This window comes from Mesorhizobium qingshengii (assembly GCF_900103325.1).
In the GTDB taxonomy this organism is placed as follows: domain Bacteria; phylum Pseudomonadota; class Alphaproteobacteria; order Rhizobiales; family Rhizobiaceae; genus Mesorhizobium; species Mesorhizobium qingshengii.
Genome location: NZ_FMXM01000010.1, coordinates 170,774 through 196,208 on the forward strand (window position 1 = coordinate 170,774; position 25,435 = coordinate 196,208).

A 25,435-nucleotide genomic window follows, 5' to 3' on the forward strand; every position below is an offset into this window, starting at 1 on the left:
ATGATTCTCGATGGGGCGTGACGCCGCACTGGGCTGTCGTGACGGGCCGAATCGCCTTGCCGCCAGCGTCAACGAGTTGCGCGGTCGCGATCTTTCCGCGCCAGATTCCGGCCGGTCTCGTCGCCACGCTCCACGGCCATTGCTCTGACACGCACTGACGAATCAGCGCGGGCAATGGCGGAGCGCCTTGGAACCTTCCCTGGCGTGCAGGCCAGAGCTGCATGCCGGCGAGACCGCATGTCTATGCTGCCGGTGACGGTCAACTGTGCGGTGCAGGCAGCGTTTGCGGCGAGGGAAAAGGATACCGCTCTTTGCTGAAAGCCTGACTCAGTAAGATGGTCGGCGCCTCGCGCCATCATTCCTGTGAAGGGGAGGCGCTCAATCGACGGTAAGAGACGCCGCCGAAGCTTGCCGTCACAAAATCCGTGACGGACATCTTGCGCTTGCTTCCGTCGCTGCAGGCGTAAACCGGCCAACCGGCATCGCTGCATTCGCTGGCAGCACAGATGCGCGCCAGGCAGTTCCCGATAGTCAGCCGGAAGCCGCCCTTGCCGGCGAAGCCTTGCAATAGGCTGCCGTCCGCCGAGCGCCATGTCCGCGCACGGAATTCCGCCCGCAAAAGCAGTGGTTCGAGAGGGACCGCAAGGTTGGTTTCGCCAGTACGCCCTGCGAGCTGCAGACGGAAGCGCGCCATTGCGGTCGTGTATGCGGTCACGAGATCCGCTTGGAGAAAATAGGCGGTCGTCAGGCTGGAGCGGTCAAGCAGATGAGACATCCGCTCGCCTGCCTCTACCGGCTTCACCAAGGTAACAAAGGCAATAAAGGCGAAGCAAGCTCGCGACATTTTCCAGCAGCCATATCGATCTCGGCGTGCCGGTTTGCCCCCGGTTGCCCTCCTATAACATCCCGCCAATCGACGCTTGGCGCAAGCAGCTTGCTGAGCAGTCCATAAGGCCGCCTAGCCTGGAGCCGAAGACGGTGACCCGTATCGATGAATTTGCGCGGGCGATGGCGAGGTGCAGGCCGCGTTTGCGGCAAGGAGGAAGACCTCTACCAGCCGGGGTTCCTTAGCTGGGGCGAGCCGGCGGCAGTTCGAAGAGAGTGGCTCCATTCTCCCGACCCTGCTCGATGTAACCGATCACGCGGAACCATCTGGCGACGTCAGGTCCCTGCAGCCAACTGCGCGAGTGAATGGGGAGGTTGCCGGCGAGCGCCTGGATGTGGCGGATGTGCCGCTTGCAGAAGCGGACGGTCGAGGCCCGGAAGAAATCCTCCTGCGCGGCGAACAACGTATCGGCGGCGTCGCCGTTCTCGTGCCAGGCGATGATCGCCACGGCTTTCTCGCCCTCGACAAGCGCGTGAGCGCGGCCTTCCTTCAAGTTCATCATCAGATTGTCGTAAGCGATCTTGCTGTCCTTGCCGGCCGCCGCGTACTCGTCCGACATCCGCTTGGACAGATCACGAAAGACATCCTCCAGATCCCCAAGCGTTGCTGCGCGTGCTCTCATTTCTCCTCCTGCAGCCCCGGCAGGCAGTTTGCCCTAAGGTTGGGGGATCACCAAGCAAATCAAATCCGCTGGCGACCCGATGCGAGCAAAGTCGTTTCGCTCGGCGATCTGTGAGGTGTCGGGAGCGATCGCCATCATCTCGATGGGGATGGGATAAGAGGCGATTCGAACCACCGCCATGCGGATTTTCAAGCCGCTGTCTTGCAGGCTGAGCTCTCTGGGCCCGTTCCGGCACCGGCCAGGTGCCTTCAGCCCCTCATCTTCGCAATGGCCTGCTCTTGTTTTGCGGCTGCGTCCCTGTTCATCGCGCCAAAGCGCAGGGCACAGCGAAATATTCCCCCCGGCGCGACGTGAACCAGGCGGCCTCTTTCCTTCGCCGCGAGATAGCCGTCGGGTTCGGCGGTCGCCGGCAGTACCAGCCCAAGCGCATCCTGGTCGGCGCCGCGCGTGATCCAGCGCACGGCATAGTTGAGCTCGGCAGGACGAAAGCTGACGAAATCCGCCGTCTGGTCCGGATGGACCTGCAAGGCGTGCGCCCAGCCCTCGGTATCCGCCTTTGCCTTCATCGTCAGCACGAGTTCAGGGTCGATCGGCTCGCCCTTGGTCAATTTGCGATGGCGCGAGGGATCAGCGACAATCGCGTCGCGGTAGGCAAGGTAGCTTTCGCTCGGCGTGAAAAATGGCGGAAGCACCTGGCGCACGACGATGTCGGCGCGATCGTCGGCCACGCTGTCGACCAGACGCCCGCCATCCGCCGGCCTGAAATTGATGTGCGCCAGATACATCAGTTCCATGGGCGAGTGCTTCCGGTTCTCGATGACGATGTCGACGGCCACACTGGTGGCATCGCGTTGCAGCAGCACGGTCGGCTTCATCACATAGTCGTGGCTGAAGGCGACGGTCTGGCGGCAGCGGCCGGTCAGGGCCATGAAAGGCCCTTCCGAATTATTCCCGACTATGAGTTGCACATCTCTGTAGGGCGCATTGGGCAGGTCGCCGTGAAGCGGGTGGCTGTCATTCGGCCCCGGGTTACCCATCGCGGTTGCGCCGCAGTGAAGCAAGAACGCGCCGTAGTTGGAGAGATAGTCGCGGGTGCCAACCGGCTCGTCGAACATCGAGCGCATGGTCAAGGAGCGGCTGAGGAATGTCGCGTCCCAGATTTGCTGGCCCTGGAACGGCAGCATGACGATTTCGCCCTTTTCGCCGCTGATCCGAAGACCGGCGACGCCAGACCGGAAGCGAAAGGCCTTGGCGACGAGTCCGGCATATCGTGCGATGACTGTTTCCGACGGGCCAAACTGCTCCGGCACGAGGTCGATGAAGACGTGATCTGAATGCTCGGGGGACATTGTTTCGACCTCCGCGCGCGCGGACTGCGTTCGGGTTGCATGGACTTGCCGATAGTCGCAGGAAACGTCCGGAAATCAACGGCAGGGCCGGTTTGCAATTCGTTTTGGAAAGGGATGGCGCCCAGAGGCGATTTGCGCTCGAGGCGTGCCTCACGGTGGCGGGCCTTTTTGTCGCCGCTGCTCACATAGAGATGACATCAACGATTTCTCAGGAGGCGCCTTGCGCTGCTCTGTGCAAGGGCGGCTTCAGCGAAGTGTCTTATATTAGCAAGAAACGATATATTAACGGCTGTGATGCAGGCTTTCCCGCGGGGGCGGGAAACACCTCCTCATCGACGTTCCGACGCGCGCCCTTGGAGCGCCGGGACGCTCGACCAATGCGGAGCAAACGCATGAGTGCCGGAGCAGCTCTTGAACAATTGCTGCGATTGATTCATCGCCGAGCCATGAAATTGGCGGCGTTGCCGGAGGATGAAAGGGATTTGCACTACGATCTCATTCGCCGCTCATGTTGCGCAGCCGCCGAGCACATTGGGCAAAGTCCCGACAAGGCAGCCATCACCGCAAACGATATGGTCGAGTTTGTCCACGCGCTCGTTGGAATCATTGAGATGGGTTGTGGATCAGACCAAGGGCGAAGCACCGATCGGCCGCCGCCGGCACACCATTTTGGTAGCTGGGAGAATGGCACCACTCGCACCCAGGGATAGCACTTCATTGGTGTCGCCAACTTGGCGTCTCCAGGGAGCCCGCCGTCCCACGGGAGGGCTCCCTGGAGACGGGCTGTCATTGCGATCGTGAGCTTGCTCGCCTCAACCCGCTCCAGGCAATGATCGGGAATGTCTGGCCACACGAGAGAACGCGCCGACATGCCGCAGGTTCGCTGCTGCCATCGCTTTCGGACCCGCTGCCTCACGGTGGCGGGCTTTCATGTGGCGTTCATGTCGCATGGATCTGCCGACAATTGCCGGAAACCCTTTGCAATCAACGCTAGCCGTTTGCAACACGACGCGCCTGCAAACGACAATTTGGCGCTTGCTTAAGTGTCTGATTTCGTTTTGGAAAATGATGGTGCCCAGAGGCGGATTCGAACCACCGACACGCGGATTTTCAATCCGCTGCTCTACCAACTGAGCTATCTGGGCCTGTTCCGGCAAACGAAATCTCGTGCACCGGATTTCGCGGAAGCGCCGACGGCGCCCCTTGAAAGCGCGTGGGTTATAGCACGGGAATTCGGCCTGTCCAGCGCTTAGGTGGCGATTTCAGACAGGAAAAGAGATGCCCTGTAGTGGGTCGGTTCCATGCTGGTTCTCCAGCCGGAATGGCGCGCGGCTTGGTCGTGTTTCGGCCATCGGCGTCCTTTTCCATGTCGCCATCGCGGCCCGCAATGACGTGGCCGGTCTCTTGGCCGACCATTGAGGCGCCCCGTTCGCGGTGCCGGACAAGCGCCTGGTCGTCGAGCCTATCTGGCGCCGGACACGCCCCTGCGAAAATCGGACGGCGACATGCCGGCCAGCTTGCGGAACGATTTGTTGAAGGCGCTGAGCGAGCCGAAGCCCGAGTCCATGGCGACGCGCAGCACATTGGCATCCTGATGCATCAGCAGCGCCTGCGCGTAGCTCAGCCGCAACAGGTTGACATATTCGTTGAGCGTCATGCCGGTCGATTTCTTGAACAGGCTCATCGCGTATTTGGGATGGATGTCGGCGGCGGCCGCTATGTTCACGCAATCAATGTCGTAGAGGAAGTTCTCGGCGATGAAATCGCACATGCGCCCGACATTGCGCGACGACTGCTGATCGAAGGGGCTGCCCGTTTCCTGCCCCGCCGCGGTTTCAGGCACCAGCCGATAAGGCTCGAACCGCACCCGCTCCAGCCGCAGCAGCAATTCGTTGACGGCGTGTTCTGCCTTGGCATGGTCACCAGACCGAGCGTAGCGGTTCCAGCGCTCGAAATTATGGTGGTCGGATTGGTCGGTGGCGCCGCTCACCAGCGTTGCACCTGTCATCAACCGATGCCTTATATCCGTGGGCAGGTGGAGCCGGAAGAAATGCACCAGCGGCAGATGCGCTCCGGCATAGATGGCGTCGTCGGACAGGTCGTCCATCTGGTGGGGTAGACCGCCCCAGAACAGGCACATCTCGCCGGCTGAAAGCGAAATCTCGTGGTCATTCATGCGGTAATGCACGCTGCCGCGCACAATGAAGTTCACCTCGACCTGGGCGTGCCAGTGCGGTTTGAGCATCACCAGAGGATTGGTGTGAAACATCTGCAGCAATAGCGGCAGGCCTTCCACGCTGCTGGCGCCTGGCTGGTAAAACGGCCGCTCCGGCATCTTACTTTCCGCCAATTTCATATTCCCTTTGACGGCGACAGGCCCTGCCCACTGCATAGTCTAGCCATGCTCACAGTGAGAGAGCAAATGAAATGGGAGGATTTCAATGCGCATCACAATGACCTGCGCCGCGCTCGCGCTTGCCCTGGGCTCAGCCCCGGCCTTTGCGCAATCCGGCGAAATCACCATCTGGAGCTGGAACATCGCCGCGTCATCGTTGAAGGCGACCGTTGCCGGCTTCAACAAGCAATTCCCCGACATCAAGGTGACGGTCCAGGACCTCGGCAACCAGCCGACCTACGACAAGTCGATCGCCGGCTGCGCCGCCGGCGGTGTCGGCCTGCCTGACATCGTCACCATCGAGAACGGCGAGGCCGAGAATTACTGGAGCCAGTTCCCAGACTGCTTTGTCGACCTTCATACGCTGGGCTATAGCGCTGAGGATCAGGCGAAATTCCCAGACTTCAAGCGCACCGAGCTCGAAGTCGGCGACAAGGCCTATGCGATGCCGTGGGATTCGGGGCCGGTTGCCGCGTTCTATCGCCGCGACTTCTACGAAAAGGCCGGCGTCGACCCGGCCTCGATCAAGACCTGGGATGATTTCATCGCCGCCGGCAAGAAGATCCAGGCCGCCAATCCGGGCGTCTCGATGACCAACGCCGATTTCAACGGCGACTCGGAATTCTTCCGCATGATCTCCAATGAACAGGGCTGCGCCTATTTCGCCGCCGATGGACAAACGATCACGGTCAACCAGCCCAAATGCGTCGATGCCATGACCAAGGTCAAGGAGATGAAGGATGCGGGCATCGTTTCCTCCGCCGACTGGGGCACCAAGATCACCAACAACACCGCCGGCACCGTCGCCACCCAGATCTATGGTGGCTGGTACGAAGGCACCATTCGCACCGAATCGGCCGGAGAGAACGGCAAATGGGGCGTCTATCTGATGCCAAGCCTCACCGCCGACGGGCCGCGCGCGGCCAATCTCGGCGGGTCCTCGCTGGCCATCACGTCGGCGTCGAAGAACAAGGAAGCCGCCTACGCCTATTTGAAATACACGCTCGGAACCAATGAAGGCCAGATCACCATGCTGAAGGAATTCGGCCTGGTGCCCTCGCTGGTGTCGGCGCTCAATGACCCCTACGTCTCGCAAGGCCTGCCCTACTGGGGTGGCCAGGCGGTGTGGAAGGACATTCTCGGCACCTTGCCCAAGGTCGTCCCCAGCCGTGGCACGCAGTTCCAGAGCGATGCCGAAATCATCGTTCGCGCGGTGCAGACCAAATATCTTGCCGGTGGCTATGCCGACGCCAAGGCCGCGCTCGACGATGCCGCCAACCAGATCGCCGCGGCGACCGGGCTGCCAGTCAAGTCATGAGCTCCCAAGTCGGGTCCGGAGGGCAGCCGTGCCGCCCGGACCCGACCGCAGCCCTGTGGGTTTCGCCTCGCGTAACCTGTGATGGCTTGCATTTTCTGACAGGCCGGCTCTCGCTGCCGTGGGGGCCACAGCTGGAAACGCCGACGAGAGAAGGAGGAGGAAGATGCGCAACCGCAATGCCACGGCCTATCGCTTCCTCACGCCCTATCTGCTGATCTTTGCCGTTTTCTGGGTATGGCCGATCATCAGCTCGTTCCTGATCTCATTCCAGGCGACGCGCACCGTGCCATGGCGGTTCGCGCCCGCCTTCAACTGGGGCCGGCTGATCGGAGATCCGGCTTTCTTCAACGCGCTGAAGAACACGCTGCTCATCCTCGTCATCCAGGTTCCGGTGATGATCACCCTGGCCATGGTGATGGCGGTGCTCTTGAACTCGCCGCTCCTGAAGGCGAGGGGCCTGTTCCGCTTCGCCTTTTTTGCCCCGGTCGTGGTCGGCGAGGTCGCCTATTCGGCGGTGTTCCGGCTGATGTTCAACCTCAATTTCGGCATCATCAACAAATTGCTGAACAGTGTCGGCCTGCCCAGCGTCGACTGGTTTTCCAACGTCACGCCGGCGATGGCACTGATCATGATCGCGGTCACCTGGCGCTGGGCCGGCTATAATGCCATCATCCTGCTCGCCGGCATGCAGTCCATTCCCGAGGATGTCTACGAGGCGGCAACACTCGACCGCGTCAGCAAGCTCAAACAATTCTTCTTCATCACCTTGCCGCTCTTGAAGCCGGTCGTCGTGTTCTGCCTCGTGCTGTCGATCATCGGCACCATGCAGCTGTTCACCGAGCCGTTCCTGATCACCGAGCGCGGCGGACCGGGCGGCGGCACCGAAACGCTCGGCCTGCTGCTCTACCGCCAGGGTTTTCGGTCGCTCAATTTCGGCTACGCCTCCGCCGTTGCCTACACAATGGCCGGCCTGGCGATCGCAATCACGCTGGTACAACTGTGGCTGACGAGGGAAAAGCAATGAGTTCGCTGTCCGCCGCCAGGCTAAGACGCAGCATCGCGCTGCATCTCTTCCTCACGCCGCTGGCGCTGATCTGGCTGTTTCCGCTGTGGATGATGGTGGTGTTCTCCACCATGCCGGACAATGGCATCTTCAGCCCCGGTATCGAGCTTTTGCCGCACGGCAATTTCATCGACAATTTCAACAATCTGCAGCGTGACACCGACTTCGTCGGCGCCATCGGCATTTCGGTCTCGGTGGCGGTGACCTATACCTTCCTGTCGGTGCTGCTGACGTCGATGGCCGGCTGGGCGCTGGCTCGTTACCAGTTCTTCGGCAAGGGCGTGGTTGTTGCCATCATCCTCGGCACCATCACGCTTCCCTACGCGGTGGTGCTGATCCCGCAATTCATCATGGTGGCGCGCGACTTCAAGCTCGCCAACACCTGGGTGGCGCTGATCGTGCCGCCGCTGTTCAATTCGCTCGGCGTGCTGTTCATGCGGCAGAGCTTCTCGATGATGCCGGACGATCTGTTCGACGCGGCGCGCGTCGAGGGGGTGAAGGAGTGGCGTATCTTCCTTTTCGTCGCGCTGCCGTTGGCGCGGCCGATGCTGGCGGCGCTCGCCATTATCCTCTTCCTCGCTTCCTGGAACAATTACCTGTGGCCGCTTTTGATCAACAGCCAGCCGGGTTCGATGACGGCGCCGGTGGCGCTCGGCACCCTGATCGGCCTCACCAAGGTGTCGTGGGGCGGCATCATGGCCGGTGCGGTGATGCTGACGGTGCCGATGCTCATCGTCTTCGTGCTCCTGCAGCGTCATTTCATCGCCGGCATCGCCGCCGGCGCCATCAAATAGACAGGACAAGCATGGCGACCGTCACGCTCAACAATGTCGTCAAGCGCTTCGGCGCCTTCGAGGTCGTCCATGGCGCCAACATCGACGTCAAGGACGGCGAATTCGTTGTCTTCGTCGGCCCCTCCGGTTGCGGCAAGTCCACGCTGCTCAGGATGATCGCCGGGCTCGAGGATATCAGCGGCGGCGAGATCGCCATCGGCGGCAAGGTGGTGAACGATGTCGAGCCGGCCGACCGCGGCATCGCCATGGTCTTCCAATCCTACGCGCTCTATCCGCACATGACCGTCGAGCAGAACCTCTCTTTCGGGCTGCGCATGACCGGCAATCCCAAGGCTGACACCGAACGGCGGGTGAAGCGGGCGGCCGGGATCCTGCGCATCAGCGAACTGATGGACCGGCGTCCGCGCAAACTCTCCGGCGGTCAGCGCCAGCGTGTCGCCATCGGCCGCGCCATCGTGCGCGAACCGCAGGTATTCCTCTTCGATGAGCCGCTCTCCAATCTCGACGCCGAGCTGAGGGTGCAGATGCGGATCGAGATCGCGCGGCTGCACAAGGAGCTCGGCGTCACGATGATCTATGTCACGCACGACCAGACCGAAGCGATGACGCTGGCCGACAGGATCGTCGTGCTCAATGCCGGCAATATCGAGCAGATCGGCGCGCCGCTCGATCTCTACGACGATCCGGCCAATCGCTTCGTCGCCGGCTTTGTCGGCTCGCCGAAGATGAATTTCATGGCGGCTAAGGTCGTCGCAACGGAGAAGGACGTGGCGGTGGTCGAGCTTCTCAACCACAGCGGAGCCCGGCTGCGCAAATCGCTTTCGGGCGCGCCGCCTGCTGTCGGCGCGGATGTCGTTCTTGGCGTGCGGCCGGAGCATTTCGGCGAGGCCGGCGAGGGCGACTGCGACATACCGGTCCGGGCCGACGTTGCCGAGCATCTCGGCTCGGTGAGCTATGTCTATGCCAATGCCGGGCCGGAGGAACTGATCATCGAGCGCGAGGCCTCGCGGCAGCGGGCGAGCGGCGATCATCTGGTGGTCTCGATCAAGGCCGGCCGGTCGCTTCTCTTCGACACCTCAGGCGCACGGATACGCTGATGCATGTCGCCCAAAAGTGCGCAGCGGTTTTGGGGCAACGACATGTATGAACCAGGATGCATGTCGCCCAAAAGTGCGCAGCGGTTTTGGGGCAACGACATGTATGAAACTCAAACTTTTCTTTGCCCGGTCGCAATGCGTCGTGGCGATTCAGGGAGATCCAAATGAATTCCGAACCAGGAAAAATCCGCTGGGGTATTCTCGGACCGGGCGGCATCGCCAAGGCCTTCGCCGGCGGCGTCGCCGGCTCGCGCAACGGTGTGCTCGCCGCCATCGGCGCGCGCAATCCCGGCAAATCGGGCCTCGCCGAGACCTTTCCCGGCGCCCGCATCCTTGACGGTTATGATGCGCTGCTCGCCGATCCCGCCATCGATGCCGTCTACATCTCGATACCGCATCCCGGTCACGCGCAATGGGCGATCAGGGCGGCGGAAGCGGGAAAGCATGTGCTGTGCGAAAAGCCGCTTGGGCTGACCGCCTTCGAGGCCGACGCCATGATCCATGCCGCGCGCAAGGCCGGCACCTTTCTCGGCGAAGCCTTCATGTACCGGCTGCATCCGCAGACGCTGAAGCTGGTGGAATTGATCAGGTCCGGCATCATCGGCGACATCAGGATGATCAAGTCGAGCTTCGGCTTTGCCATGCCGGGCTTCATGCCGGAGCACCGGCTCTATGCCAACGATCTCGCCGGCGGCGGCATCCTGGATGTCGGCGGCTATCCGGTGTCGATGGCGCGGCTGATTGCCGGGGCGGCGGCGGGCCTCCCCTTCGCCGAGCCGGACAAGGTGGTTGGCGCGGCCCATCTCGGCCAGTCCGGCGTCGACGAATGGGCCTCGGCGCTGCTGCACTTTCCGGGCGGCATCATTGCCGAGGTGTCCTGCAGCATCTCGCTCAATCAGGACAATGTGCTCAGGATCTTCGGCACCAAAGGCCGTATCGAGGTACCGGACTTCTGGTTCGCCGGCGGCGACCGCGATGTCGGCCTCGGCCGGATCGACGTGATCGGATCGGACGGCTCGCGCGAGACCATCAGCGTCAACGAGAAGCGCCATGTCTATTCTTTCGAGGTCGACGCTGCCGGTGACGCCATCCTCGCCGGGCGGCAGGAGTTCGCCTGGCCGGGCATGGCGTGGGCCGACAGTCTCGGCACCTTGCGAGTCCTCGACAGATGGCGCGCGGCGGTGGGGCTGGAGTATGAGATCGAGAAGGCCCCGCTGCGCACCAACACCATCTCCGGCCGGCCTTTGCGGTCCGGCGGCACGGCGATCGGCAAGCGCATGATACCGGGCCTGTCGAAGCCGGCGTCGGTCGTAGCGCTCGGCTTCGAGGATTTCCGCACATTCTCCTCGGGGTCGATCCTGCTCGATGCCTTTTTCGAAGCCGGCGGCAATCTTTTCGATACCGGCTATGTCTATGGCGCCGGTTATACCGAGACGCTGCTTGGCCAGTGGCTGAAAAACCGTGGCGTGCGCGAGCAATCGGTGATCATCGCCAAGGGCGCGCACTCGCCGCTCTGCTATCCCGACGTGATCGGCAAGCAGCTTGCCCAGTCGCTCGACCGGCTGCAAACCGATCATGTCGATATCTACTTCATGCATCGCGACAATCCGGACGTGCCGGTCGGCGAATTCGTCGATGCCATGGATCGCGAGGTCAAGGCGGGCCGCATCCGTGGTCCGTTCGGCGGCTCGAACTGGACGATGGAACGCATGGACGAGGCGATCGCCTATGCCGAACGCACCGGCAAGCAGAAGCCCTGCGCGCTTTCCAACAATTTCTCGCTGGCCGAAATGCTGGAGCCGATCTGGGCCGGCTGCGTCACCTCCTCCACCGATGCGTGGAAGGCCTGGCTGACATCTCGGCAGATGCCGAATTTCGCCTGGTCGAGCCAGGGCCGTGGCTTCTTCACCGATCGCGCCGGGCGCGACAGGCGCGACAGCGAGGAACTGGTGCGGGTCTGGTATTCGGAGCGGAATTTCGGTCGCCGCGACAGGGCGATCGAGCTTGCCGCGCGACTGGGCAAGAGCCCGATCCATATCGCGCTGGCCTATGTGCTCAATCAGTCTTTCCCGTCGGTTCCATTGATCGGGCCCCGTACGCTGGGCGAACTGGACGACAGCCTGCGCGCACTCGACATCACGCTTTCGCCGGCCGATCTCGAGTGGCTGGACGGCGGCAGCCGGCACGCGGCCTAATGCATGTCGCCCAAAAGTGCGCAGCGGTTTGGGATAAAGACATGCATAAAACAAGGACCCAAAGCGGCGGCGTCAGGTCTCTTCGTCAGGCACGCTGACGCCGCGTCGGGCCGGGCTTCTCATGCTGGCGTACATGCCGGTGGTGCGGAACTGGCTGGGCGTGATGCCGTAGCAGCGGCGGAAGACCTTCGAAAAATAGTTCGCGTCCTCGAACCCGCACAGGATGGCGACTTCCTTCACCGGTAGGAAATCGGCCCTGGTCAGCAGCTTCGCCGCGCGCTGCAGGCGCTGCTGCAGCACGAACTCAGCCGGCGGCAGACCCTCGCTCTCGGCGAAACAACGTGAGAAATGGGCACGGCTCAGGCCACTGATCTGGACGAGGTCCGCCACCGGCAGCGGCCCGTCGAGATTGGCATTGATGTGATCGATGACCGGCTGCATGGCGCTCTGTTTCTCAGCAAAGGCATGTGAGCCGAACACATCGTCATAGAGCGCCATCGCGGCCTCGTAGGCGACGGCGGAGGCAGCACCCGGCGAAGCGGCCCCCTTGATGAGGCGCAGGCTGCAATCGGCAAGATGATCGATCGTCGCCGGCTGCAGCCGAAACACCGGGCTCGAGGTGCCGAGGATCGATTTGTGGATGCGCAGCGCCTCCTCGCCGTTCATCGAGATCCAGAAATATTCCCAGCGCTCGTCCCTGGCCAGCCAGTAGCGGTGGTTGTGCGGCACCAGCACCAGCAACGTGTCACCCTTTTGCAGACGGTAGTTGCGGTTCTCGTAGCGCAACTGGCCGGTTCCGCTGATCGTGTGCTGGAGCACGGTGAACGGTGTCTGGCCGCGCCTGCGCCCGTCCCAGTCATAGGTTTCATCCTCGCGCACTTCATAGCCCGTGCTTGTCGGCATGGCGTGCAGGCGCTGGCCGCCGCGTGGCAGCGAGATCGTTCGCATCGATTGTCCGTTGGCGATCAAATCCTGCAGCACAAAATTACCCTTGAAAGCATAATCCTTCTCTGGTCGCGCTCACGAATAAGCGCATAATCGCCCACGAAAAGCGAGAGAGATCCGCAGGCGAGGAGCGGATAGGGTGGTTGGCAGGCCGGAATCCGGCTTGTCCCCCACACATGTCATCGCATGTGGCTGCAATCCACTGCTGTCATTTCCTGTCTGTCATTCGAATAAAATGAGGTGCGGCTGATGAGTTTCAAAATCGCTATCATCGGTGCCGGCAGCGTCGGCTTCACCAAGAAGCTGTTCACCGACATTCTGTGCGTGTCCGAATTCAAGGATATCGAATTCGCGCTGACCGACGTCAGCGAGCACAATCTTCAGATGATCAAGGCGATCCTCGACAGGATCGTCGAGGCCAACGGATTGCCGACCAGGGTGACGGCGACGACTGAGCGCCGCAAGGCGCTCGAAGGCGCACGCTATGTCATCAGCTGCGTGCGGGTCGGCGGCCTCGAAGCCTATGCCGACGACATCCGCATTCCCCTCAAGTATGGCATCGACCAATGCGTCGGCGACACGATCTGCGCCGGCGGCATTCTCTATGGCCAGCGCAACATTCCGGTGATCCTGGATTTCTGCAAGGACATACGCGAGGTCGCCGAGACGAACGCCAAATTCTTAAATTATGCCAACCCGATGGCGATGAACACCTGGGCGGCGATCGAATACGGCAAGGTCGACACGGTGGGCCTCTGCCATGGCGTCCAGCACGGCGCCGAGCAGATCGCCGAGGTGCTGGGTGCGAAGTCCAGGCAGGAGCTCGACTATGTCTGTTCCGGCATAAACCATCAGACCTGGTTCATCGATCTGCGGCTCAACGGCCGCAAGATCGGCAAGGACGAGCTGGTTGCCGCCTTCGAGGCGCATCCGGTCTATTCGCAGCAGGAAAAGCTGCGCATCGATGTCTTGAAGCGCTTCGGCGTCTATTCGACCGAAAGCAACGGCCATCTGTCCGAGTATCTGCCCTGGTACCGCAAGCGCCCCGACGAGATCACGCGCTGGATCGACATGTCCGACTGGATCCATGGCGAGACCGGCGGCTATCTCCGCTACTCCACGGAAACTCGCAACTGGTTCGAAACGGAATATCCGCAGTTCCTCGAAGCGGCATCGAAGCCGATCGATCCTTCGAAGCGCTCCAACGAGCATGCCAGCCACATATTGGAGGCGCTGGAGACCAACCGCGTCTATCGCGGCCACTTCAACGTCAGGAACAATGGCGTGATCACCAATCTGCCGCAGGACGCCATCATCGAGTCGCCCGGCTTCGTCGATCGCTTCGGTATCAACATGGCCGCCGGTATCACGCTGCCAGAAGCCTGCGCCGCCACCTGCATCGCGTCTATCAATGTCCAGCGCATGTCGGTGCACGCCGCGATCGCTGGCGACATCGATCTCTTGAAGCTCGCCGTGCTGCATGACCCGCTGGTCGGCGCGGTTTCGACCCCGGAGGAGGTCTGGCAGATGGTCGACGAAATGGTCGTCGCCCAGGCGGCCTGGCTGCCGCAATACGCCCATGCGCTTCCGGCCGCCAGGGAACGGCTGTCGACATCGGGGGTGAAGACCCGTGATTGGGCGGGCGCCGCACGGCGCAGCGTCCGCTCGATCGAGGAATTGCGCGCCGAAAAGGCCGCACTGAAACAGGCCAGCTGAAACCTCATGCGCGGCGACGGACCTGCGGGAGGCAGGTTCGCCGCGACGAAGCCGTTTCGAATTCGAGGAGAAGCGGAGCAGGTGCAAACGCTCCGGAACAAACAAGAGGGAGAGAGACAGTGAGGAATGTACGCAATATCGGCCTTGCTGCCGGACTGGCGCTGGGCGCCTCGGCTGCGGCACTGAACGCATACGCTTCCGAGCCCACGGTCCCGCCGGCGCCGGCAACCTTTCCGGCGGAGGGCAAGATCCACTATGTGGCGCGCGACTCCATCCTGGAGTTCAAGGCGCTGCCGCAATATCACGAGCCGGACTGGGTCACCGAGAAATACGTCAAGACCGGAAAGCTGCCGCCGGTGAAAGACAGGCTGCCGAAAGAGCCGCTGGTCTTCAAGACGGCCAACATGCCTGACGGCATCGGCGTCTATGGCGATACGATGCGTCATGTCATTGGCGGGCGGCCGGAAGGCTGGAACTATGGCGCCGGCCAGACTCAAGGCTGGGGTGGCATCGATATCGGCCTTTCCGAATGCCTGACACGCACGGCGCCGCTGTTCCAGGTCGAAGCCAAGGACACCGAGCCGCTGCCGAACCTGGCCAGGGGCTGGGACTGGTCGAAGGACGGCCACACACTGACGATGCACCTGGTCGAGGGTGCGAAATGGTCGGACGGCGTCCCCTTCAACGCCGACGATGTCATGTTCTACTGGGACGACGAGGTGGTCGACCCGAATGTTTCGCCGCTGAACGGCGCGACGCAGGAGACCTTCGGCGTCGGCACGACGCTGAAGAAGATCGACGACTACACCGTCGAGTGGACCTTCAAGGAAGCGTTCCCCAAACAATATCTCTATGCGATGGCCTACGGCACCTTCTGTCCCGGCCCCGCGCACATATTGAAGCCGCAGCACCCGAAATATTCGAAGAACACCTACGAGCAGTTCAAGAACGCCTTCCCGCCGGAATATATGAACATGCCTGTCATGGGAGCCTGGGTGCCGGTCGAGTATCGGCCTGACGACATCATCGTCATGCGCCGCAACCCCTACTACTGGAAGGTCGACGAGAAGGGCAACCAGCTGCCTTACCTCAACGAACTGCAGTACAAGCTGTCGACCTGGGCCGACCGCGACGTCCAGGCGGTCGCCGGCTCGGGCGATTTCTCGAACCTGGAGCAGCCGGAAAACTTCGTCGCCTCGCTGAAGCGTGCGGCGGAAGCGAATGCCCCCGCGCGCCTTGCCTTCGGCCCGCGGCTCATCGGCTACAATCTGCGCATGAATTTCTCCGCCAATGGCTGGGGCAACCCGGACGAGCGCGGACAGGCGATCCGTGAGCTCAACCGCAACGAGGACTTCCGCAAGGCCGTTACCATGGCGCTCGACCGCAAGGCGCTCGGCGACTCGCTGGTCAAGGGGCCGTTCACCGCCATCTATCCCGGCGGCTTCTCCTCGGGCACCAGCTTCTATGACCGCAAGTCGACCGTCTATTATCCGTTCGACCTCGCGGGCGCCAAGGCGGAACTCGCCAAGGCCGGCCTCAAGGATACGGACGGCGACGGCTTCGTGAACTTCCCGGCCGGCACCGCCGGCGGCAAGAACGTCGAGATCGTGATGCTGGTCAACAACGACTACGGCACGGACAAGAGCCTCGCCGAAGGCGTCGTTGCCCAAATGGAAAAGCTCGGGCTTCGGGTCGTGCTCAACGGCCTCAACGGCACCCAGCGCGATGCCTCCCAGTATTCCGGCCGCTTCGACTGGCTGATCCGGCGCAACGACCAGGAACTGACCTCCGTCGTGCAGAACACCGAACAGCTTGCTCCCGTTGGCCCGAAGACCAGCTGGAACCACCGCGCTCCTGAAAGCGGCGAGGTCGACCTGATGCCCTTCGAGAAAGATTTGGTCGACATCGTCAACAAGTTTGTCGCGTCGGAGGACAATGACGAGCGCGCCAGTCTGATGAAACAGTTCCAGAAGATCTCGACGGAACACATCTACAATGTCGGCCTGACGGAATATCCTGGCGCGCTGATCGTCAACAAGCGCTTCTCGAACATTCCGCAGGGCACACCGATCTTCATGTTCAACTGGGCCGAGGATTCGATCATCCGCGAACGGGTCTTTGTGGCGGCCGATAGGCAGGCGAAGTACGAACTGTTCCCGCAAGAGCTTCCCGGCAAGCCGGGAGACAAAGGCCCGATGGACTAAGGTTTACCTCCCCTGACCAAGACAATTCCGGTCGCGCCGCTGGCGCGGCCGGTCAAAGCCAACCTCCGGCCGCACCAAAGGGGCGCGATCGGCGAGATGAGGAAGCGGACTGTCCATGTTGCGATTCCTGCTCATGCGCATAGCGTCGGCAATACCGGTCCTCGCCATCCTGAGCCTCGTCACCTTTGGCATCATCCAGGCGCCGCCGGGCGACTATGCCGACTACATCCGTTCGCAGTTGATCAACCAGGGCGGCGCTTCCTTCGCCGAGGCCGATGCCCAGGCCCAGGCCTATCGCGTCGAGCACGGCCTCGATAAGCCGCTGCCCGTCCAGTACCTCAACTGGATCGGCGGCATCATCACCCGCGGCGATTTCGGCTACAGCCTCTACTACAACAAGCCGGTCGCCGACGTGGTCGGCGAGCGCCTGCCGCGCACGCTCATTCTGGCGCTGGTGTGCCATCTGCTAGCCTCGGTGCTCGGGATCACTTTCGGCATATGGGCCGCGACGCGGCAATACACCTGGATTGACTCGACGCTGTCGGCCATCTCCTTCCTCGGCATGACGGTGCCGCGCTTCCTGATGGCGCTGATCATCGTCTATCTCCTGGTCTTCCAGTTCAACGTCTCGGAGATCGGCAGCTTCTTCTCGCCGCAATATGGCGGCGCGCCATGGTCCTGGGCCAAGTTCGTCGACCTGGTCAAGCATGTCTGGCCGGTGGTGGCGATCGCCACCTTTGGCGGCCTCGCCTACAACATGCGCGTCATGCGCGGCAATCTGCTCGACACGCTGAACGCCCAATATGTCGAAACGGCCAGGGCCAAGGGCCTGACCGGCGCCGCCGTCGTCATGCGCCACGCCGTGCCCAATGCGCTGCACCCGCTGGTCATGTATCAGGGCGTCGTGCTGCCCTATATGCTCACCGGCGAGATCGAGACGGCGATCATCTTCGCGCTGCCGACCGTAGGTCCGGCGATCGTCGGCTCGATGGCAGTCGGCGACGTCTATGTCACCGCCACCTTCATGATGGTGCTGTCGGCGACGCTGATCGTCGGCAACATCGTCGCCGACATGCTGCTCGTCCTGCTCGATCCGCGCATCCGCCAGTATGGAGAGGGCTAGATGCTGGCCCGCGACACAACGCTGCCGCCACCGCCCGCCGAGGGAACCGCCGTGATCAAACCGGCGCGCGGCAATGAGAGCTATATGGCGCTTGTCTGGCGCCGGCTGAAGCGCTCCTGGACCGGCATGGCCGGGCTCTGGCTCGTCGTGCTTTTGCTGGTGATGGCCGTGTTCGCCGAGTTCATGGCACCGATGGACCCGAAGGCCACCGATGTCGGCTTCGCGCCGCCGCAAATGCCAAGTTTCCACGACAAGGACGGCAATTTCGTCGCGCGGCCGCGGGTCTATGCGCTGTCCGATTCGGCGGACCTCGATCCGGTCACCTTCCAGCCCGTCGTCGGCCCCGACTATGACCACCCGAGGCTGCTTGGCTTCTTCGTGCATGGCGCGCCCTACAAGCTGTTCGGGCTCGTCCCGGCGGATCGGCACTTCTTCGGCTCATTGGACGGCGAGCCGGTGCATTTCCTCGGCACCGACAAGTTCGGCCGCGACGTGCTGTCGCGCGCCATCCACGGCTCGCGCGTCTCGCTGATGATCGCGCTGACGGTCGTCTTCATCATCACCGTCATCGGCACCACCGTCGGCATGGTTTCCGGCTATTTCGGCGGCAGGTTCGATGTCTGGATGCAGCGCTTCGTCGAACTGGTGCTCGCCTTTCCGCAGCTGCCGCTCTATCTGGCGCTGACGACGCTGATCCCGGTCACCGCTCCCACCAACGTCTTCCTCGCCTTCGTAATCATCGTCATGTCGGCATTGGGCTGGGCGCAGATGTCGCGCGAGGTGCGCGGCAAGACGCTGGCGCTGGCGCGGATCGAGTATGTGCGCGCCGCCATGGCGGTCGGCGCCACCGACCGCCGCATCATCATGCAGCACATCTTCCCCAATGTGATGAGCCATGTGATCGTCGCGGTGACGCTGGCGATCCCGACGGTGGTGTTGCTGGAATCCTTCCTCGGGTTCCTCGGCTTCGCCGTCAAGCCGCCGCTGATCTCGTGGGGGCTGATGCTGCAGGACACGGCGACCTACTCCGTCATCGGCACCTATCCCTGGATCCTGTCGCCGGTCGGTTTCGTGCTCGTCACCGTCTTTGCCTTCAACGCGCTCGGCGATGGCCTGCGCGACGCCGTCGACCCCTATTGAGGTGGCAGGAATGACCGTCGCGCTCGCCGAATCCTTCGCGCCAACCGTCCGTCACGACCATGACGGACGCCAGGGCCAGCCCATCATCGACGCCCGCAACATCGAAGTCGCCTTCAAGGTCGAGCACGGCGTCGTCGAAGCGGTCAAGGACATCTCGTTCCAGCTCTATCGTGGCGAAACGATCGCGATCGTCGGCGAATCCGGTTCCGGCAAGTCGGTGACGGCACGCGCCGTCATGGGGCTGCTGTCCCGGCGGGCCACGGTGTCGCCCCGGTCGAGCATCTGTTATGACGGCCAGAACATCCTGAAATTCCCCGAGCGCGAGCGGCGCAAGCTGCGCGGCAACCGCATCTCGATGATCTTCCAGGAGCCGATGAGCTCGCTCAACCCGATCTACACTGTCGGCAGTCAGATCGTCGAGGCGATCAGGGTGCATCGCAAGATCGGCCGCAGGCAGGCGCAGGCGCGGGCGCTCGAACTCTTGCAGCACGTGCAGATTCCCGACCCCGTCGCGCGGCTCAGGCAATACCCGCACCAGCTCTCGGGCGGTCAGCGCCAGCGGGTGATGATCGCCATGGCGCTGGCCAACAATCCCGATGTGCTGATCGCCGACGAGCCGACCACGGCCCTCGACGTCACCGTCCAGGCGCAGATCCTGAACCTGATCCGCAGCCTGCAGAAAGAGCTGCGCATGGCGGTGATCCTGATCACCCACGACCTGACCGTGGTGCGCAAATTCTCCGACTACGTTTATGTCATGCAGCACGGCGAAATGTGCGAGCACAACGTCACCGAACGGCTGTTCGCCGATCCGCAGCATGCCTATACGCGGCGGCTTTTGGCCTCGGAGCCGCGCGGACGGCCGCAACCGCTGCCGGAAGGTTGCGGCACCATTCTCGAGGCGAGCGGCGTGCGCGTCTGCTTCATGCTGCGCCACGGCACTTTCCTGAAACCGGACTGGCGCGAGCTGGTCGCCGTTGACGACCTCGACCTCAGCCTGCGCCGCCATGAGACGCTGGGGCTTGTCGGCGAGTCCGGCTCGGGCAAGACCACCTTCGGCCAGACCCTGCTTAGATTGGTCGATGCCAAGCGCGGCGAGATCCGTTTCGACGGCAAGCCGATCCACGGCCTGTCGCGGGCCGAGATGCGGCCGCTGCGTTCGCGCATGCAGATCGTCTTCCAGGATCCGTTCTCCTCGCTCAACCCGCGCATGACGATCGGCCAGATCATCGAGGAAGGGCTGATCGTCAACAGCATCGGGGCGACGCGGCGCGAGCGGGTCGAACGGGTGCGCGACGCGCTGGTCAGCGCCGGCATGCCCGGCGATATACTGTCGCGCTTTCCGCACGAATTCTCCGGCGGCCAGCGCCAACGTATTGCGATCGCCCGCGCCATAGCGCTCGAACCCGAATTCATCCTGCTCGACGAACCGACATCGGCGCTGGACCTTTCCGTCCAGGCGCAGATCATCGACCTCCTGCGTAAACTGCAGGACGAGCGGGGCTTGAGCTATCTCTTCATCTCGCACGATCTCAAGGTGGTGCGCGCGCTGTGCCACCGCGTCATCGTCATGCAGAACGGCAAGATCGTCGAGCAAGGCCCCGTCGACGACGTCCTGTCCCATCCCAAGACCGCCTACACCGAACGGCTCGTCAGGGCCGCTTTCGACGTGGCCTGACCATATGCCGGAGGTTAGCATGGCAAGAAATCCAAGGATCACTTTCATAGGCGCCGGCTCGACGGTGTTCATGAAGAACATTGTCGGCGACGTGCTGCAGCGGCCGTCGCTTTCGGGCGCGACGATCGCGCTGATGGACATCAATCCGCAGCGGCTGGAAGAGAGCGCCATCGTCGTCAACAAGCTGATCGCGACGCTCGGCGTCAAGGCGAAGGCCGAGACCTACTCCGACCAGCGCAAGGCTCTGGCGGGCGCCGACTTCGTCGTCGTCGCCTTCCAGATCGGCGGCTATGAGCCCTGCACCGTCACCGACTTCGAAGTGCCAAAGAAATACGACCTGCGCCAGACAATCGCCGACACGCTCGGCGTCGGCGGCATCATGCGGGGCCTGAGGACCGTGCCGCATCTGTGGAAGATCTGCGAGGACATGCTCGCCGTCTGCCCGCAGGCGATCATGCTGCAATATGTCAACCCGATGGCGATCAACACCTGGGCAATATCAGAGAAATATCCTGCGATCAGGCAGGTCGGCCTCTGCCATTCGGTCCAGGGCACGGCGATGGAACTGGCGCACGACCTCGACCTTCCCTTCGAGGAGATCCGCTACCGCTCGGCCGGCATCAACCACATGGCCTTCTATCTGAAGTTCGAGCATCGCCAGCCTGACGGTTCCTACCGTGACCTCTATCCCGATCTCGTGCGCGCCTATCGCGAAGGCCGCGCGCCCAAACCCGGCTGGAACCCGCGCTGCCCCAACAAGGTGCGCTACGAGATGCTGACGCGGCTGGGCTATTTCGTCACCGAAAGCTCGGAGCATTTCGCTGAATACACGCCCTATTTCATCAAGGAGGGGCGCCCGGACCTGATCGAGAAATACGGCATCCCGCTCGATGAATATCCCAAGCGCTGCATCGAACAGATCGAGCGCTGGAAGGGGCAGGCGCAGGCCTATCGCTCGGCCGACCGCATCGAGGTCGAGCAGTCGAAGGAATATGCCTCCTCGATCATGAACTCGGTCTGGACCGGCGAACCCTCGGTGATCTACGGCAATGTCCGCAACAATGGCTGCATCACCTCGCTACCCCGCGATTGCGCCGCCGAAGTCCCGTGTCTGGTCGATGCCTCCGGCATCCAGCCGACCTATATCGGCGAGCTGCCGCCGCAATTGACCGCGCTGATCCGCACCAACATCAACGTACAGGAACTGACTGTGCGGGCGCTGATGACCGAGAACCGCGAGCACATCTACCATGCGGCGATGATGGATCCGCACACCGCCGCCGAGCTTGATCTCGACCAGATCTGGTCATTGGTCGACGAGCTTCTCGCCGCTCATGGCGACTGGGTGCCGGCCTGGGCGCGGGTCAACCGGAAGAACGAGGCCGCTTGACCGTGGCCTACTTCGGACCGTCGTTGTCCGGCTCTTCCTCGTCGTCGCGGGCGCTGATGACATAGGCGCCCTTCAGCCAGCGGTTGAGATCGATGTCCTTGCAGCGTGTCGAGCAGAACGGAAAGGTGTCGCGCGCCGACGGCTTGCCGCATTCGGGGCAGGGGCGCTTTGGGCGCAGGGGCGTGACCTTGGGGTCGGAACTCATGGCCGGATTCCCGCCAGCCAGCCGCCATGCACCTTGAAGCCCTCGCCGCTCAACAGCGCCACTGTCTCATAGAGCGGCAGGCCGACGATGTTGGTGTAGGAGCCGACCAGCTTGACGACGAACGAGCCCGCGAGACCCTGGACGGCGTAGCCGCCGGCCTTGCCGCGCCATTCACCCGAGGCGACATAGGCGTCGATCTCCTCGCGCGGCAGCCGCTTGAAGCGCACCCGCGTCTCGACCAGCCGCTGGCGCAATCTGCCACCCGGCGTGATCAGGCAGATGCCGGAATAGACCCGGTGCGAGCGGCCGGACAACAGCCCGAGGCAGTTGGCGGCATCGTCGAGGGTTTCGGCCTTGGGCAGGATGCGCCGCCCGACCGCGACCACCGTGTCGGCGGCCAGCACGAAGCTTGGCGCATAGTCGGCTTCGGCCTTCAGCGACGCGAACGCCTTCTCGGCCTTTTCCTTCGACAGCCGCTTGGCCAGCGAGCGGGGATGCTCGGCGCGCAGCGGCGTCTCGTCGACATCGGCCGGCAGCACGCGATCGGGCTCGATGCCGGCCTGCTGCAGCAGTTCGATCCGGCGCGGCGAACCCGAGGCAAGCACGAGCTTCTGCAAAATGCTCATCGGGCTCCGGCCGGGCTTCGCTTACTTGAAACGATAGGTGATGCGGCCCTTGGTCAGGTCGTATGGCGTCATCTCGACCAGAACCTTGTCGCCGGTCAGCACGCGGATGCGGTTCTTGCGCATGCGGCCGGCCGTATGGGCGATGATTTCGTGTTCGTTTTCGAGCTTGACCCGGAACATCGCGTTGGGCAGCAATTCCGTCACGACACCCGGAAACTCGAGGACTTCTTCCTTCGGCATTCGATACCTTTGCTTGGATGGCAGTTCCAGCGCCTAGAGCATGATGCCGAAAAGTGTGAAGCGGTTTTCGGACGACATCATGCTCTACTTCTTGGTTTAGAGGCGGATTCAGATTTCAGGTCGAACAGACCTGAAATCATCCGACTCTAGCCGGAATTTCGGCGGAACCTATATGATAATCGTGCGCTTGTGAACACGCTTAATCCGTCGCGTTTTTTGCCTCTGGAAGCAAAAAACGTCGACCTATGCGCAACTTCAGCCGCTCGCGCACGTCGCGATAGCTAGCCATGATCTGTTCGCGCGTGCCGCCGGCATTGGTCGGGTCCGGCGTTGGCCAGTATTCGACTTCGACGGCGAGCGAGCGGGTGAGCTCGAGCGCGGCGTGGTGCGCTTCCGGCGCCAGCGTGACGATGAGGTCGAAATAGTCGTCCTCGAGATCGTCCATCGTCCTTGGGTGACGCTCGCCCAGCGACAGGCCCTCCTCGGCGAGCACCGCATCGACGAACGGGTCGCGCTCGCCGGCGCGAACGCCGGCCGAGGCGACGAAGATGGTGGCGGGCAGCATCCGGCGCGCCAACTGCTCCGCCATCGGGGAGCGCACGGCATTCATGCCGCACACGAACAGGATAGAACGAGGCAGGGCGCCGGGTGCCAGGACTAGCCCCGCCAATGCAGCACGCAGACCAGCGTGAACAGCCGGCGCGCCGTGTCGAAGTCGATGTCGATCTTGCCGGCCAGCCGGTCCATCAGTGTCTGCGAGCCCTCATTGTGCAAACCGCGGCGCCCCATGTCGATCGCCTCGATGTGGCTCGGCGTCGAGGAGCGGATGGCGTCATAGTAGCTTTCGCAGATCATGTAGTAGTCCTTCACGATGCGCCGCAGCGGCGTCAGCGACAGGATGTGGGTGACGACCGGAGTGCCGTCCTCGCGCGACACGGCAAAGACAAGGCGCTGCTCGGCCAGCGACAGTTTCAGCCGGTAGGGCCCGGCGCCACTGTCATTGACGGGCTGGAAGCTGTTCTCCTCGATCAGGTCGAAGATCGCCACCGCGCGTTCATGCTCGACATCGGGTGTCGAGCGGCCGATCGATTCGTCGAGTTCGACATCGATCAGCCTGGCGCGGGTTCGATCGTAGTCCGACATAATGGCCTACATGTTCAACCGTATGGCGACGGAGCGTCCGTGCGCGTCAAGGCCTTCCGCCTTGGCCAGCGCGATGGCCGCCGGCGCCAGAATTCGCAGCTGCTCCGGTCCAAGCTTGAGGATGGAGGTGCGCTTGACGAAGTCGAGGACGGACAAGCCCGACGAGAAGCGCGCCGAGCGTGCCGTCGGCAGCACGTGGTTGGAGCCGCCGACATAGTCGCCGATGGCTTCCGGCGTATGGCGGCCGAGAAAGACGGCACCGGCATTGCGCATCCGCGACAGGAAGCCCTCTGCATCGTCGATGGCGAGTTCGACATGCTCGGCGGCGATGCGGTCGACCAGCTGCAGCGACGCCTCGATCGTCGGCACCAGGATGACCGCGCCGAAATCGCGCCAGCTCCGGGCTGCCGTCTCGCCGCGCGACAGGCTTTGCAGCTGACGCTCGACGGCTTGTTCAACCGCCGAGCCGAAAGCCGGATCGTCGGTGATCAGGATCGACTGCGCCGACGCATCGTGCTCGGCCTGGGCCAGCAGGTCGGCGGCGATCCAGTCCGGATCGTTGTTGCCGTCGGCCACGACAAGCACTTCCGATGGCCCGGCGATCATGTCGATGCCGACCGTGCCGAACACCTGCCGTTTGGCCGCCGCGACATAGGCATTGCCGGGGCCGACGATCTTGGCCACCGGCCTGATCGTTCCGGTGCCATAGGCAAGGGCGGCGATCGCCTGCGCGCCGCCGACGCGATAGATCTCGGAAACGCCCGCGATGTCGGCCGCGACCAGCACCAGCGGCGGGATGGCGCCGCCCGAGGCCGGCACGCATATCGCGATGCGTTCGACGCCGGCAACCTTGGCCGGTATGGCGTTCATCAACACCGAACTCGGATAGCTTGCCGTGCCGCCGGGCACGTAGAGCCCGACGGCCTCGATCGCCGTCCAGCGCCAGCCAAGCTCCACCCCGGCGGCATCGGTGTAGCGATCGTCCTTGGGTCGCTGCCGTTCATGGTGGGCGCGGATACGGTCGCGCGCGAATTTGAGCGCTTCGATGGTCAGCGCGTCGGCGCCATCATAGGCGTTGGCGATCTCGTCCTTCGATACGGCGATCCCGACGTTTTCCAGGTCAACGCGGTCGAATCTCCTGGAGTAGTCGATCAGCGCCGCGTCGCCCTCGGCGCGCACACGCGCGATGATGTCGCGCACCGCGGCGTCGACATCGGCCGACACTTCCCTCTTGGTCAGGAGGAAGGCGGTGAAACGCTGCTCGAAATCGGCGTCGGACTGACGAAGCGTAATGGCCATCGGACGC

Annotated in this window: 23 protein-coding genes and 1 tRNA gene; 12 read left to right on the forward strand and 12 right to left on the reverse strand. The window is 62.9% G+C overall.

What is annotated here, in order from left to right; genetic code table 11:
• Positions 1–355 precede the first annotated feature (355 nt).
• The 3 genes from BLS48_RS17740 to BLS48_RS17750 all read right to left on the reverse strand — a co-directional run bounded on the left by BLS48_RS17740 (position 356) and on the right by BLS48_RS17750 (position 2,857).
• Positions 356–844, reverse strand: coding sequence for a hypothetical protein (locus BLS48_RS17740; protein ID WP_244529644.1), 489 nt, complete (start codon positions 842–844; stop codon positions 356–358).
• 223 nt (positions 845–1,067) lie between these two features.
• Positions 1,068–1,508, reverse strand: coding sequence for a hypothetical protein (locus tag BLS48_RS17745; RefSeq protein ID WP_091579856.1), 441 nt, complete (start codon positions 1,506–1,508; stop codon positions 1,068–1,070).
• Positions 1,509–1,756: 248 nt separating this feature from the next.
• Positions 1,757–2,857: a DUF4432 family protein gene (locus BLS48_RS17750; RefSeq protein WP_091579861.1), complete on the reverse strand. Its 1,101-nt coding sequence runs from the start codon at positions 2,855–2,857 to the stop codon at positions 1,757–1,759.
• A gap of 392 nt (positions 2,858–3,249) precedes the next feature.
• On the opposite strand from BLS48_RS17750, the gene BLS48_RS35005 reads away from it, so the two are divergent.
• On the forward strand, positions 3,250–3,567 hold the full coding sequence (locus BLS48_RS35005; RefSeq protein WP_143019442.1) for a hypothetical protein: 318 nt from the start codon (positions 3,250–3,252) through the stop codon (positions 3,565–3,567).
• Between the two features lie 359 nt (positions 3,568–3,926).
• Here the strand turns inward: BLS48_RS35005 and BLS48_RS17760 are convergent.
• A tRNA-Phe gene (locus BLS48_RS17760) sits at positions 3,927–4,002 on the reverse strand.
• Between the two features lie 317 nt (positions 4,003–4,319).
• On the reverse strand, positions 4,320–5,213 hold the full coding sequence (locus BLS48_RS17765; protein WP_208604632.1) for a helix-turn-helix domain-containing protein: 894 nt from the start codon (positions 5,211–5,213) through the stop codon (positions 4,320–4,322).
• An 85-nt stretch (positions 5,214–5,298) separates the two neighbouring features.
• On the opposite strand from BLS48_RS17765, the gene BLS48_RS17770 reads away from it, so the two are divergent.
• The 5 genes from BLS48_RS17770 to BLS48_RS17790 all read left to right on the forward strand — a co-directional run bounded on the left by BLS48_RS17770 (position 5,299) and on the right by BLS48_RS17790 (position 11,719).
• Positions 5,299–6,570 (forward strand): extracellular solute-binding protein, encoded by a 1,272-nt coding sequence (locus tag BLS48_RS17770; RefSeq protein ID WP_091579871.1) that lies wholly within the window; start codon positions 5,299–5,301, stop codon positions 6,568–6,570.
• A gap of 163 nt (positions 6,571–6,733) precedes the next feature.
• The gene (locus tag BLS48_RS17775) at positions 6,734–7,594 is read left to right on the forward strand and encodes a carbohydrate ABC transporter permease (RefSeq protein WP_091579873.1); all 861 of its coding nucleotides are present in this window, start codon (positions 6,734–6,736) and stop codon (positions 7,592–7,594) included.
• Entirely contained in the window at positions 7,591–8,427 is an 837-nt protein-coding gene (locus tag BLS48_RS17780) for a carbohydrate ABC transporter permease (protein ID WP_091579876.1), read from the forward strand. The genes BLS48_RS17775 and BLS48_RS17780 overlap by 4 nt, the downstream gene beginning before the upstream one ends.
• A gap of 11 nt (positions 8,428–8,438) precedes the next feature.
• On the forward strand, positions 8,439–9,524 hold the full coding sequence (locus BLS48_RS17785; RefSeq protein WP_091579879.1) for an ABC transporter ATP-binding protein: 1,086 nt from the start codon (positions 8,439–8,441) through the stop codon (positions 9,522–9,524).
• 164 nt (positions 9,525–9,688) lie between these two features.
• Positions 9,689–11,719, forward strand: coding sequence for an aldo/keto reductase (locus tag BLS48_RS17790; RefSeq protein WP_091579881.1), 2,031 nt, complete (start codon positions 9,689–9,691; stop codon positions 11,717–11,719).
• 72 nt (positions 11,720–11,791) lie between these two features.
• Here the strand turns inward: BLS48_RS17790 and BLS48_RS17795 are convergent, their stop codons facing one another.
• Positions 11,792–12,700, reverse strand: coding sequence for an AraC family transcriptional regulator (locus BLS48_RS17795; protein WP_167365134.1), 909 nt, complete (start codon positions 12,698–12,700; stop codon positions 11,792–11,794).
• Between the two features lie 213 nt (positions 12,701–12,913).
• Between BLS48_RS17795 and melA (BLS48_RS17800) the strand changes: the two genes are divergently transcribed.
• From melA (BLS48_RS17800) to melA (BLS48_RS17825), 6 genes are all read left to right on the forward strand, one after another.
• Entirely contained in the window at positions 12,914–14,380 is a 1,467-nt protein-coding gene (gene melA, locus BLS48_RS17800) for an alpha-glucosidase/alpha-galactosidase (RefSeq protein WP_091579884.1), read from the forward strand.
• A 119-nt stretch (positions 14,381–14,499) separates the two neighbouring features.
• Entirely contained in the window at positions 14,500–16,584 is a 2,085-nt protein-coding gene (locus BLS48_RS17805; RefSeq protein ID WP_091579887.1) for an ABC transporter substrate-binding protein, read from the forward strand.
• Between the two features lie 115 nt (positions 16,585–16,699).
• Complete coding sequence (locus tag BLS48_RS17810) at positions 16,700–17,707, forward strand: ABC transporter permease (protein WP_091579889.1); 1,008 nt, start codon at positions 16,700–16,702, stop codon at positions 17,705–17,707.
• The gene (locus tag BLS48_RS17815) at positions 17,708–18,847 is read left to right on the forward strand and encodes an ABC transporter permease (protein WP_091579892.1); all 1,140 of its coding nucleotides are present in this window, start codon (positions 17,708–17,710) and stop codon (positions 18,845–18,847) included. It abuts the gene before it with no gap.
• A 10-nt stretch (positions 18,848–18,857) separates the two neighbouring features.
• Entirely contained in the window at positions 18,858–20,525 is a 1,668-nt protein-coding gene (locus BLS48_RS17820; RefSeq protein ID WP_091579894.1) for an ABC transporter ATP-binding protein, read from the forward strand.
• 19 nt (positions 20,526–20,544) lie between these two features.
• Entirely contained in the window at positions 20,545–21,915 is a 1,371-nt protein-coding gene (gene melA / locus BLS48_RS17825; RefSeq protein WP_091579897.1) for an alpha-glucosidase/alpha-galactosidase, read from the forward strand.
• 7 nt (positions 21,916–21,922) lie between these two features.
• On the opposite strand, the gene yacG is transcribed toward melA (BLS48_RS17825), so the two are convergent.
• The 6 genes from yacG to hisD form a co-directional block, all read right to left on the reverse strand.
• Entirely contained in the window at positions 21,923–22,120 is a 198-nt protein-coding gene (gene yacG / locus BLS48_RS17830; RefSeq protein WP_091579900.1) for a DNA gyrase inhibitor YacG, read from the reverse strand.
• The gene (locus tag BLS48_RS17835; RefSeq protein WP_091579902.1) at positions 22,117–22,746 is read right to left on the reverse strand and encodes a Maf-like protein; all 630 of its coding nucleotides are present in this window, start codon (positions 22,744–22,746) and stop codon (positions 22,117–22,119) included. Before BLS48_RS17835 ends, yacG begins: the two co-directional genes overlap by 4 nt.
• A gap of 21 nt (positions 22,747–22,767) precedes the next feature.
• Positions 22,768–22,986 (reverse strand): translation initiation factor IF-1, encoded by a 219-nt coding sequence (gene infA, locus BLS48_RS17840; protein WP_006200926.1) that lies wholly within the window; start codon positions 22,984–22,986, stop codon positions 22,768–22,770.
• 199 nt (positions 22,987–23,185) lie between these two features.
• Positions 23,186–23,656 carry an arsenate-mycothiol transferase ArsC gene (locus tag BLS48_RS17845; protein ID WP_091579905.1) on the reverse strand — a complete coding sequence of 157 codons (471 nt, stop codon included), beginning with the start codon at positions 23,654–23,656 and terminating at the stop codon, positions 23,186–23,188.
• Positions 23,644–24,129, reverse strand: coding sequence for a UPF0262 family protein (locus tag BLS48_RS17850; protein WP_091579908.1), 486 nt, complete (start codon positions 24,127–24,129; stop codon positions 23,644–23,646). The genes BLS48_RS17845 and BLS48_RS17850 overlap by 13 nt, the downstream gene beginning before the upstream one ends.
• A gap of 6 nt (positions 24,130–24,135) precedes the next feature.
• On the reverse strand, positions 24,136–25,428 hold the full coding sequence (gene hisD, locus BLS48_RS17855) for a histidinol dehydrogenase (RefSeq protein ID WP_091579910.1): 1,293 nt from the start codon (positions 25,426–25,428) through the stop codon (positions 24,136–24,138).
• Between the last annotated feature and the right edge of the window lie 7 nt (positions 25,429–25,435).